This window comes from Acidovorax sp., assembly GCF_027492855.1.
Classification (GTDB): Bacteria; Pseudomonadota; Gammaproteobacteria; order Burkholderiales; family Burkholderiaceae_C; genus Acidovorax.
The window spans coordinates 1-9,742 of record NZ_JAPUDY010000078.1 but is presented as its reverse complement, the minus strand read 5'-3'; the positions used below and the strand labels follow the sequence as shown (position 1 = coordinate 9,742).

Sequence of the window (9,742 nt, the reverse complement as noted above, 5' to 3'; positions counted from 1 at the left end):
GTCTCGCACGACCTGCGCGCGCCGCTGCGGCATGTGACGTCTTACGGCACGCTGGTGCGCGAGGTGCTGGGCGACCTGTCGCCCGAGGTGGCGCAAGGCCCCGAGGTACAGGAGGCGCTGGGTTTTCTGGCCACCATGGACCAGTCTGCCCGGCGCATGGGTCTCATGATTGACGGCCTGCAGGCCCTGGTGCGCGCCAGCCGCGCCCCACTGCGCGTGCAGCCCGTGCCACTGGCCGATGTGCTGGCCGAAGCGCGCGCGGCATTGGCCGTGATGGAGGCAGACCGCGCTGTGGAGTGGCGCGTGGGCCCTGGCCTGCCCACGCTGCAGGCCGATCCGGCGTTGCTGCGGGATGTGCTGGTGCAGTTGCTGGGCAATGCGCTCAAGTTCACCCGCCCGGCGGTGCGTCCCCGCATCAGCGTGCAGCCCGATGTGGCACCAGCGGGCTGCGTGGCTTTTACGGTGCAGGACAACGGCGTGGGTTTTGACCCGGAGCGCGCGGGCAGCTTGTTCGGCGTGTTTCAGCGCCTGCACCGTGAAAATGAATTTGAGGGCGTGGGCACGGGGCTGGCGCTGTGCCGCGCCATTGCGCAGCGGCATGGCGGCACGGTGACGGCCACAGCCGCCGCTGTGGGGGGCGGATGCACGGTGCGGGTGCAGTGGCCTGATGTTGCTGCTGCGGCCGCTGGTGTGGCGTGAGCTGATTGCCTCGCCCTTTGCTGCGGTGGGGCTACACCGCTGGCGCCAGCGCGGGTTCCTGGTGCCGTTCCACCCGGTTGCGTCCGCCTTTTTTGGCCGCATACAGCGCTTTGTCGGCTGCATCGACTCAGGCGCGCAGGCTGCAGTGGCGGTGGTCGGCGGGGGCTACGCCGATGCTGCTGGTGATGCGCAGCTCGGGCCGGTGGCGCAGCCGCACACCCTCGGTCTGTTCGCGGATGCGCTGGGCGATGGCCAGTGCATCCCCAGCGTGCATGCCGGGCAGCACAATCGCAAATTCATCACCGCCGTAGCGCCCCGCGCAGTCGCCCGACCGCACGTTGCCGCGCACCACATGCGCCAGTGCGCGGATCACTTCGTCGCCCACGGTGTGGCCGTGGACGTCGTTGATGGCCTTGAAGTAGTCGATGTCCAGCATCAGCAGGCAGGCGGGTTCGTCGCTGGCGTGGTGGCGGCGCAGTGCGGCCTCGGCCTGCTCCTGCCAGTGGCCGCGGCCGAACAGGCCGGTGAGCGCATCCGTGCGCCGCAACTCGTCGAGCATCTGGTTTTGGCGCGCTGTCTTGCGAATCAGGCGGTAGCTCACGACGCTGACCGACAGTGTGTGCAGGATCATCATTGGCAGGCAGGCAATCATGACCCGCATCGACGTCTCGGGCACCCAGTGCAGGCCATTGATCAAGGCGCTGACTGCGCCAGCGACCAGCATGGTCCCCATGGCCCGCATCCACAACCTGCGGATGCCGGTGGTGACCTTGTCCACCAGGGACAGCGTAACGAGCAGCACACTGGGCAGCAGGTTGAAGTACATCAGGGGCACCAAGGCCGCGGCGATGGCCGAGTCGATGAGCAGATTGCGGACTTCGGTACGGTACGGGTCGGCACTGTGCCGCGTGAGCAGATAGGCCAAATGGGGCCATACAAAGGTGGACAGCACCAAGAACAGCCAGGCCAGGACCGATGCCTGGCGTTCCCACAGCACCACGCCCGCGACCATGCCACCCAGCCCCATGCCCAGTATGCGCAGGGGATAGATGCGGTAGGGCATCTGGCATCGGGATGTCGGCATGGTCTGAGAACGATGGGCCTGCGGCGCGGCATGGTGGCGCGCCCGCAGGCAAGAGGGCAGAAGTACGAGGGAGCTTACAAAGCGATGAAAAATGACACCAGCGCGAAATGGCCAGGGCCATGCCGGTGAGCAGTAGGCATGGGGCTAGATGCGCTGAAAAGACGCTATTGGATCGTAAAAAAATCTCAACGTGTTTGAAATTTCTGCAATTGCCTGCGCAGCGCAGACACCTCCTCGATCAGGTCGGTGGTGAGCGCGGCCAGGTGCGGATCCGCGTCGAAGGTGATTTCCAGGTGGGCCAGGCGCCGTGCGCGCACCACCGTGGCCCCGCTGAATCGCCAGGTGACCGGGTTGCCAGCGGCCGGGGTGGTCGCCTGCAGCAGGCCTTCTTGCAGCCGTGTGGTGACCCAATGGGCATCCATGTGGCAGGCGCTGGCCAGGGCTTCGAGGGTGAGCGCGGCGCTGTCGTCGTCCAGCAGCTCGGCCTGCAGTGCGGCGTGCAGGGCGCTTGCGGCGTTGGGGGTGGGCGTGGGGGCGCTCATGGCTGGGCTCCTTGTGCGGTGCGCGGATTGAAATGGGGGAAGGCCTGGGCCAGCGCAGCGTAGGCGGCGCGTTCGGCGTCCGTGGTGGCGGGCGGTAGGGCGATATGCAGCTCCAAATACAGGTCGCCCGGCGACTTGCCGGGAATGCCCCGGCCTTTCAGGCGCAGCTTGCGCCCCGCCTTCCAGCCTGCAGGCACGGTGACCTCGATGACCGATCCGCCCGGTGTGGTCACCTCGACCGAGGCGCCCAAGGTGGCCTCCCAGGGCGCAATGTTCAGGGGTTGGTACACGTCGCGGCCCTCGGCGCGCCAGCGTGGATCGGGCTTGAACAGCACTTCCAGAAACAGATCGCCCGCCGGTGCGCCGCCCCAGCCGGGGCTGCCCTGACCCGCCAGGCGAATAAGCTGGCCTTCGCGCACGCCCTGCGGAATCTTGACGGACAGGCTGCGCTCGTCGCGCACCAGCGATCCGTCGTCGCCCTGGTGTGCGCCCTGCAGCGTGAGGGTGCGTTCGGCGCCCTGGTAGGCGTCGGTCAGGTCCAGCTCGATGCGGGCATGGTGGTCGGAGCCGCGCTGGGCGTGCGCTTGTTGGCCGTGGAAGCCGTGGTCTTGCGTGGTGCGGCCAGGTCCGCCGCGCGCCCTGGCGGCGCGGCCGAACAATTCTTCAAAAAAGTCGCTGTAGTCGCCAGGGGCTCCGGCACCAGGGCCGCCGTGGCCGCCCGCGCCGTCGGAGAACTCGAACCCCGCATCCCAGTGTGGCGGTGGCCGGAAGTCTTGCCCCGGCTGCACCTTGGGTTCTTGCGCCAGGCGGTCGTAGGCGGCGCGTTTTTCGGGGTCTGACAACACCGCGTTTGCCTCGTTCACCTCCGTCATGCGTGCGACGGCGTCGGGCTCCTGGCTCACGTCGGGGTGGTATTTGCGTGCCAGCTTGCGATAGGCCTTCTTGATCTCGTCGGCCGTGGCGGCGGGGCTGACCCCCAGCGTTTGGTAATAGTCCTTGAACTCCATGCAGCGTGGCTCCCGTGCGTGCGTGCATGCGTGCCCGGCACCATGCCGGGTCTGCGCATTGCGTCAAGGCACTCTATGCCGATGTCGCGGGAAGGCAAGAGGACAACCACATAGGCGGGTGTCTATAGGATGCGGATGCTATAAAAATAATAGCTATTGGCGCTTATCAATCAAGCGCTAGAGGCACTTTTGTCTCAAATTTTGCGCGGTGGGTTGCAAAAAAGGCTTTCACATTGCGCACGTTCGCATCGCCCGTGAACAGGCGCTGCGACAGGGCCAGGTAGCCCGGCATGTCGCGGGTGTGCACCACCAGCACGAAGTCCGGCCCCGGCGACACCCGCCAGCACTGCTGCACGGCCGCATCGGCCACGGCGCGGGCTTCAAATGCGTTGAGCTGCTCGGCGCCCTGGCGGTCCAGCGACACCTCCACGATGCACGCCAGCCCATGGCCCTGCAGGGCCGCCAGCCGGTCGGGCTGCAAAATGGCCACTTGCCGTTCGATCAAGCCCGCATCCAGCAGGCGTTTGACGCGGCGCAGGCAGGTGGGCGGCGACACATGCACCTGCTCGGCCAGCGCCTGGTTGCTTTGCGCGGCATCGGTTTGCAGCAGGTTGAGCAACTGCAGGTCAGTGGCATCAAGCGATATTTGTTCCATTGGATTTGTAATTTTGAATTTAAATTTCACTCAATGAATTTCATGAAATTTAAGTCCAAATTTTCGTAAAATTCAATCGAATATTTTTCATGAGTTTGCCTAACATCGCCTTATCGCATTCCAACCAAGGCAAACACCATGTGCGGCATCGTCGGCGCAGTCTCTACGCGCAACATCGTTCCCATCCTCGTACAGGGCCTGCAGCGGCTCGAATACCGGGGTTATGACTCTTGTGGCGTGGCCGTGCACGGTGCCAGCCTCAACGCATCCCATCACGGCACCGAGCGGGGCGGCCTGCAGCGTGCCCGCAGCACGGCCCGCGTGGCCGAGTTGCTGGAGCAGGTGCAGACCGAGCACCTGGAGGGCGCCACCGGCATCGCCCACACCCGCTGGGCCACACACGGCGCACCCGCCGTGCACAACGCACACCCCCATTTCAGCTACGGCACGGGCGAGGCGGTCGGCACGCAGGGCAGGGTGGCCCTGGTGCACAACGGCATCATCGAGAACCACGAAGAACTGCGCCGTGCGCTACAGGCGCGTGGCTACGTCTTTGCCAGCCAGACCGATACCGAAGTCATTGCCCACCTGGTAGACAGCCACTACAACGGCGACCTGTTCGAGGCCGTGCAGGCCACGGTGGCCGAACTGCACGGCGCCTTTGCTATCGCCGTCATCCACAAGGACGAACCCCACCGCGTGGTGGGCGCCCGCGCGGGTTCGCCGCTGATCCTGGGCGTGGGCTCCGGGGCCGCAGGCTCGGTGGCGGGCGAGCACTTTCTGGCCAGCGACGCCATGGCCCTGGCCGGCGTGACCGACCAGATCGTGTACCTGGAAGAAGGCGACCTGGTCGATTTGCAACTGGGCCGCTACTGGATCGTGGGCCGGGACGGCGCGGCCTTGACCGCCGAGCAGCGCCCCGTGCGCACCGTGTTGGCCCACAGCGGCGCGGCCGAGCTGGGCCCTTACCGCCACTACATGCAAAAGGAAATCTTCGAGCAGCCCCGCGCCATTGCCGACACGCTCGAAGGCGTGGAAGGCATCGTGCCCGAGCTGTTCGACGGCGTCGGCCAGCATGGCCAGCCCGGCGCGGCCGCCTGGCGCGTGTTCAAGGAGATCGACAGCATCCTCATCCTGGCCTGCGGCACCAGTTACTACAGCGGCTGCACCGCCAAATACTGGCTCGAAGCCATCGCTGGCATCCCCACCCAGGTCGAAGTGGCCAGCGAATACCGCTACCGCACCAGCGTGCCCAACCCGCGCACCCTGGTCGTCACCATCAGCCAAAGCGGCGAAACCGCCGACACCCTGGCCGCGCTGCGCCACGCGCAGTCGTTAGGCATGCAGCACACGCTCACCATCTGCAACGTGGCCACCAGCGCCATGGTGCGCGAATGCAAGCTGGCCTACATCACCCGCGCGGGCGTCGAGATCGGCGTGGCCAGCACCAAGGCCTTCACCACGCAGCTCGCCGGCCTGTTTTTGCTCACGCTGGCGCTGGCGCAAAGCAAGGGTCGCCTGAGCGAAGAGCAGGAAGCCGCCCACCTCAAAGCCATGCGCCACCTGCCCGTGGCCCTGCAGGCCGTGCTGGCCCTGGAGCCCCAGCTCATCAGTTGGGCCGAAGACTTTGCCCGCATGGAAAACGCCCTGTTCCTGGGCCGGGGCCTGCACTACCCCATCGCGCTGGAAGGCGCGCTCAAGCTCAAGGAGATCAGCTACATCCACGCCGAGGCCTACCCCGCAGGCGAACTCAAACACGGCCCCCTGGCCCTGGTCACCAGCGCCATGCCCGTGGTCACCGTGGCGCCCAACGACGCGCTGCTAGAAAAGCTCAAAAGCAACATGCAGGAAGTGCGCGCCCGCGCAGGCGTGCTGTACGTGCTGGCCGACGGCGACACCCACATCGAAAGCAGCGAAGGCATCCACGTGATCCGCATGCCCGAACACTACGGCCCGCTGAGCCCGTTGCTGCATGTGGTGCCACTGCAGTTGCTGGCCTATCACACGGCCTGCGCGCGGGGGACGGATGTGGACAAGCCTCGTAATTTGGCGAAGTCGGTGACGGTGGAGTGAGTGGGATTGGTGGCGTCTGCGTCACAGCCATTCCCATCGGTTCAGGCCGGGTCAAAATTGGGCAAGAAGGGCCTGCTGTATCGGCTGAACCCAAGCCGATAGGCCACAGTGCAACGTTCTCTACGGACGGCAACTGGAGCGCTGGCTGCGCGAAGATTCTTACGACGAAGTCCACCGCTCCCCTTCTGGATGTTGGGTGCGCCCGTTCGTCTCAATTCAAATAGGTAAATTGCGATGAGTGAACCTCTATGACCCATAACGCCAGTCCTGCACGCATCATTTTTGACGGCAGTCCGCTACAGATTGAGCAGATCGCAGCGATTGCTCATCAGCAGGCCAAGGCGGCGCTGTCGCCAGCGCCCGAGTTCCGTGCACGCATCCAAAAGGGCGCGGACTTTTTGGACCGCCTGCTGCGGGAAGACGGCGTCGTCTACGGCGTTACCACGGGCTATGGCGATTCGTGCACAGTGCAGATTCCGCCAGATTTGGTCGCCGAGCTACCCCGCCACCTATACACCTACCACGGCTGTGGCGCTGGGCGCTGGCTGACACCGGTGGAAACACGGGCCGTATTGGCCTGCCGCCTGGCGTCGCTGTCTCAGGGCATGTCGGGTGTCAGCTGGACGTTGTTGCAGCAGCTTGAGCATCTGTTGGACAACGACATCCTGCCGCTGATTCCGGCCGAGGGCTCGGTGGGGGCCAGTGGCGATCTGACACCGCTGTCGTATGTGGCGGCTGCTATGTGCGGAGAGCGGGAAGTGCTTTGGAAAAATGAGCGAATGCCTGCGGCCGAGGCGTTGCGTCAGACAGGGGCCGCGCCTTTGACGCTGCGCCCGAAGGAGGGCCTGGCCCTGATGAATGGCACGGCAGTAATGACGGCGCTCGCCTGCCTGGCCTGGCAACGCGCAGAGTATGTGGCCTTGCTGGCTTGCCGCATCACCGCCGCGAACGTTGTGGGCATCGCAGGCAACTCCTACCATTTTGAAGAGACGCTGTTTGCCGCCAAACCCCATCCAGGCCCACAGCGCGTGGCTGCGCGCATCCGCTCCGACCTGGTTGCTGAGGCGCCGCTGCGCAATTCGCACCGTCTGCAGGACCGATATTCGCTGCGCTGTGCTCCCCATGTGATCGGCGTGCTGGAAGATGCTTTGCCATTCTTTCGTCAGTTGGTGGAAGGTGAGTTGAATTCTGCCAACGACAACCCCCTGATCGACCCTGAGCAAGAGCGTGTACTGCATGGCGGCCACTTTTATGGTGGCCACATCGCTTTCGCAATGGATGGGCTCAAGAATGCCGTGGCCAATGTGGCCGATCTGCTGGACCGTCAGCTGGCCTTGCTGGTCGATACGCGCTACAGCCAGGGCCTGCCGTCCAACCTGTCGGCTGTACAGGGCGAGCGCCAGGCAATCAACCATGGGCTCAAGGCGTTGCAGATCAGCGCTTCGGCCTGGACGGCCGAGGCGCTGAAGCAAACCATGCCAGCATCGGTGTTCTCGCGCTCGACAGAATGTCATAACCAGGACAAGGTCAGCATGGGCACCATCGCTGCGCGCGATGCTTTGCGTGTGCTGGAGCTGACGGAGCAGGTGGTGGCCGCCATGCTGATCGCCGCCCGCCAGGCCGTGGCGCTGCGCCAGCGTGTGCAGGTCAATGTGCCGATTGGTAACACCTTGCGTGTCTGGGTGTCTGAGCTCGCCGTGCGCGTGCCGCTGGTGGAAGAGGACCGGGCGCTGGACCAGGATCTTCATCATCTGCTGGACGATATTCGCGCCCGCGCCTGGCGGCTGTACGGCCATTGAGAGGGAAGCATGGGTGGCCCCTTGTGTGCTTTGATGGTCTCAGCCGAGGACGTTCGGTCGTCAAAGGCGTTGTAGCGCCAGGGCACTCCAGCTTGTCAGCCGTCGTAGGAGTAGATGAGCACTCCCAGCGCGGGGACAACCACCAGATCCTGCTCATGGCCGGTGGTGAAGAACGCACCTTCTTTGCTTATGGCGCGTTGAGCCTGATTTAGCAATTCGGGTGGACTTCCTGCGCAGTCCTGACCACGAAATGCAGATGAGGGGGCATAAAAGGCAAGACCCCTGTGCCTCTTGCAGAGCAGGCAGACCACGGCCGTGGTCTGCCTTGTTTACAGGGAGCGCTTGCGCCAGTCTTGCAGAAGGCGGAGGCGCCGCTTGGTAGCCTCAATCTGGCACGACAGATTGAGTGACTGATACGCAGTCCCTCCCACCGCAGCTGAGGCTTCAAAGTCGCAATCGTTGTCGCGTAACGCGATCCATGCAGTCTCGGCCTTCTTGAGCACCTCTTGCCTCTCAGGCGCCAGCTTTCGCCGGAGTTCTGCGTACGTAGAGTTCAGCGCCTTATCCGCTATCCCAAGTTCGTCACCCAGGCACTCGTTAAGCGCATCGACTCGTTCAATCTTGTCGCATCGCGTTGCGGCAACTGCACCTCCGGCTGCCAACACCAGCAAGATCGCAATCCAGATTCGTCGACTATCAGCGACGCGCATTTGCTTCGTTCCTTTAACAGCAGGTTTGCCTCTGAACCAACTCGGTTCTTGTACCACTGAGGGGCCACATCATATGCGCGCAAAGCAGTCTCGGCCTGCACCCAGCGTCCTTGCAGAGCCGCGCTATAGAAGCCCTGGGCCACGGAAGTCGCCGGCATTCCTGTACCTTGATGGAATGTCCTCGAGAAGAGAACCGTTTGCTGTGCTCGCGTGAGATCGGCAAAGTTCTCTGTCGGATCCGAACCGTTCCAAGACTGAATCGCGGCGCCAAGATGCTTCACCTTTACGGCGAAGTCGATCTGCATGGCGTCAGCCCGAGGAAATGAGGGGGGCATTTTCAATGAGGAGGTCAAGTCTTGCCTTTTGCTCTTTTTGCACTAGGCCCTTTACCATATCTCGCCCCAATTAGATCGGCAATCTCAAGCTGCCCGCGCTCCTTTGCAAATTCATAAGCACCCATGTCCATCATGTTCTCGCCTGTGTACTTGATGGAAGCATCAATACCAGCGTCAAGTAGCATGCTGACAATCTCTTTGTTGGCGGCATAAATGGCACCAAATAGCGGGTTCCGCTCGGGGTCACTCACATCGATTTCCGCGTCATGCGACAACAGGTATTTTGCGACCTCAGACCGCCCTTCGGATGCGGCTTCATTGAGCGCATTACCGTTGAATGCTCCACTTCGCGCATTGATGTCTAGGCCGGCATCGATCAAGTACTTGACAAGTTCAATCTGCCCCGCTGACGCCGCCATATGCAGATACGTGCCAAATGGCGTTACCACACGCAACTGCTGTGGGTCCGCCCCCATCAAGTCAATGAATGCTTGGCTGTCACCATTATTAATGGCGGTCAAGATTTTTTGATTCCTAATTTGCTGATCTTTGGTTATCACCACGTTACTTCCTTTTCGCGGCTTATGGACCTAATTTCGCAAGCGTCTCGACCATGGATTCACGAGTTCCGAAGTACTCGTGGGTTTGCTTCAGTTGGTCTACAACATTTCTCAGTGCATCAATGTGATGTTGGCCTGTCACTCTGTTTGGAGAAATGAGGGGGTCAAGTCTTGCCGTTTGCTCTTTTTGAATGCACCCTCAATCATATTGAATCGCCCCGGGTTTGAACTGACCCCCAGAAGTTGGACAAACTTCAAGGGGTTTCATGAAGAAGTAT

General features: G+C 63.0%; 9 protein-coding genes and 1 pseudogene. 3 read left to right on the top strand and 7 right to left on the bottom strand.

The window, feature by feature from the left end:
* The coding region (locus tag Q0105_RS15620) for an ATP-binding protein (RefSeq protein WP_298213056.1) at nt 1-699 on the top strand (699 nt) is incomplete at its 5' end.
* A gap of 31 nt (nt 700-730) precedes the next feature.
* On the opposite strand, the pseudogene Q0105_RS15615 reads toward Q0105_RS15620, so the two are convergent.
* The 4 genes and pseudogenes from Q0105_RS15615 to Q0105_RS15600 all read right to left on the bottom strand — a co-directional run bounded on the left by Q0105_RS15615 (nt 731) and on the right by Q0105_RS15600 (nt 3,987).
* Nucleotides 731-1,783 (bottom strand): annotated as a pseudogene (locus Q0105_RS15615) (diguanylate cyclase).
* Nucleotides 1,784-1,968: 185 nt separating this feature from the next.
* Nucleotides 1,969-2,325: a MerR family transcriptional regulator gene (locus Q0105_RS15610; RefSeq protein WP_298213054.1), complete on the bottom strand. Its 357-nt coding sequence runs from the start codon at nt 2,323-2,325 to the stop codon at nt 1,969-1,971.
* Nucleotides 2,322-3,332: a DnaJ C-terminal domain-containing protein gene (locus tag Q0105_RS15605; protein ID WP_298213053.1), complete on the bottom strand. Its 1,011-nt coding sequence runs from the start codon at nt 3,330-3,332 to the stop codon at nt 2,322-2,324. The genes Q0105_RS15610 and Q0105_RS15605 overlap by 4 nt, the downstream gene beginning before the upstream one ends.
* A gap of 166 nt (nt 3,333-3,498) precedes the next feature.
* Nucleotides 3,499-3,987: an Lrp/AsnC family transcriptional regulator gene (locus Q0105_RS15600; RefSeq protein ID WP_298213052.1), complete on the bottom strand. Its 489-nt coding sequence runs from the start codon at nt 3,985-3,987 to the stop codon at nt 3,499-3,501.
* Between the two features lie 138 nt (nt 3,988-4,125).
* Here Q0105_RS15600 and glmS point away from each other — a divergent pair, with 138 nt between their 5' ends.
* Together glmS and Q0105_RS15590 are read left to right on the top strand one after the other, a co-directional pair.
* Nucleotides 4,126-6,060: a glutamine--fructose-6-phosphate transaminase (isomerizing) gene (glmS, locus tag Q0105_RS15595; protein WP_298213051.1), complete on the top strand. Its 1,935-nt coding sequence runs from the start codon at nt 4,126-4,128 to the stop codon at nt 6,058-6,060.
* Nucleotides 6,061-6,308: 248 nt separating this feature from the next.
* The gene (locus Q0105_RS15590) at nt 6,309-7,859 is read left to right on the top strand and encodes an aromatic amino acid ammonia-lyase (protein ID WP_298213050.1); all 1,551 of its coding nucleotides are present in this window, start codon (nt 6,309-6,311) and stop codon (nt 7,857-7,859) included.
* Between the two features lie 329 nt (nt 7,860-8,188).
* On the opposite strand, the gene Q0105_RS21575 is transcribed toward Q0105_RS15590, so the two are convergent.
* Genes Q0105_RS21575 through Q0105_RS15580 form a run of 3 tightly spaced genes read right to left on the bottom strand, consistent with a single transcriptional unit; the run spans nt 8,189 to nt 9,464 of the window.
* Complete coding sequence (locus Q0105_RS21575) at nt 8,189-8,524, bottom strand: lysozyme inhibitor LprI family protein (RefSeq protein ID WP_366145931.1); 336 nt, start codon at nt 8,522-8,524, stop codon at nt 8,189-8,191.
* Complete coding sequence (locus Q0105_RS15585; protein ID WP_298213049.1) at nt 8,428-8,874, bottom strand: hypothetical protein; 447 nt, start codon at nt 8,872-8,874, stop codon at nt 8,428-8,430. Before Q0105_RS15585 ends, Q0105_RS21575 begins: the two co-directional genes overlap by 97 nt.
* A gap of 44 nt (nt 8,875-8,918) precedes the next feature.
* Nucleotides 8,919-9,464, bottom strand: coding sequence for an ankyrin repeat domain-containing protein (locus Q0105_RS15580; protein WP_298213048.1), 546 nt, complete (start codon nt 9,462-9,464; stop codon nt 8,919-8,921).
* Between the last annotated feature and the right edge of the window lie 278 nt (nt 9,465-9,742).

Excerpts from the sequence above, each read along its gene's own strand:
- Q0105_RS15610 (WP_298213054.1), bottom strand. The coding sequence starts at position 2,325 with ATGAGCGCCCCCACGCCCACCCCCAACGCCGCAAGCGCCCTGCACGCC.
- Q0105_RS15605 (WP_298213053.1), bottom strand. The coding sequence starts at position 3,332 with ATGGAGTTCAAGGACTATTACCAAACGCTGGGGGTCAGCCCCGCCGCC.
- glmS (WP_298213051.1), top strand. The coding sequence starts at position 4,126 with ATGTGCGGCATCGTCGGCGCAGTCTCTACGCGCAACATCGTTCCCATC.
- Q0105_RS15585 (WP_298213049.1), bottom strand. The coding sequence starts at position 8,874 with ATGCAGATCGACTTCGCCGTAAAGGTGAAGCATCTTGGCGCCGCGATT.
- Q0105_RS15600 (WP_298213052.1), bottom strand. The coding sequence starts at position 3,987 with ATGGAACAAATATCGCTTGATGCCACTGACCTGCAGTTGCTCAACCTG.
- Q0105_RS15590 (WP_298213050.1), top strand. The coding sequence starts at position 6,309 with ATGACCCATAACGCCAGTCCTGCACGCATCATTTTTGACGGCAGTCCG.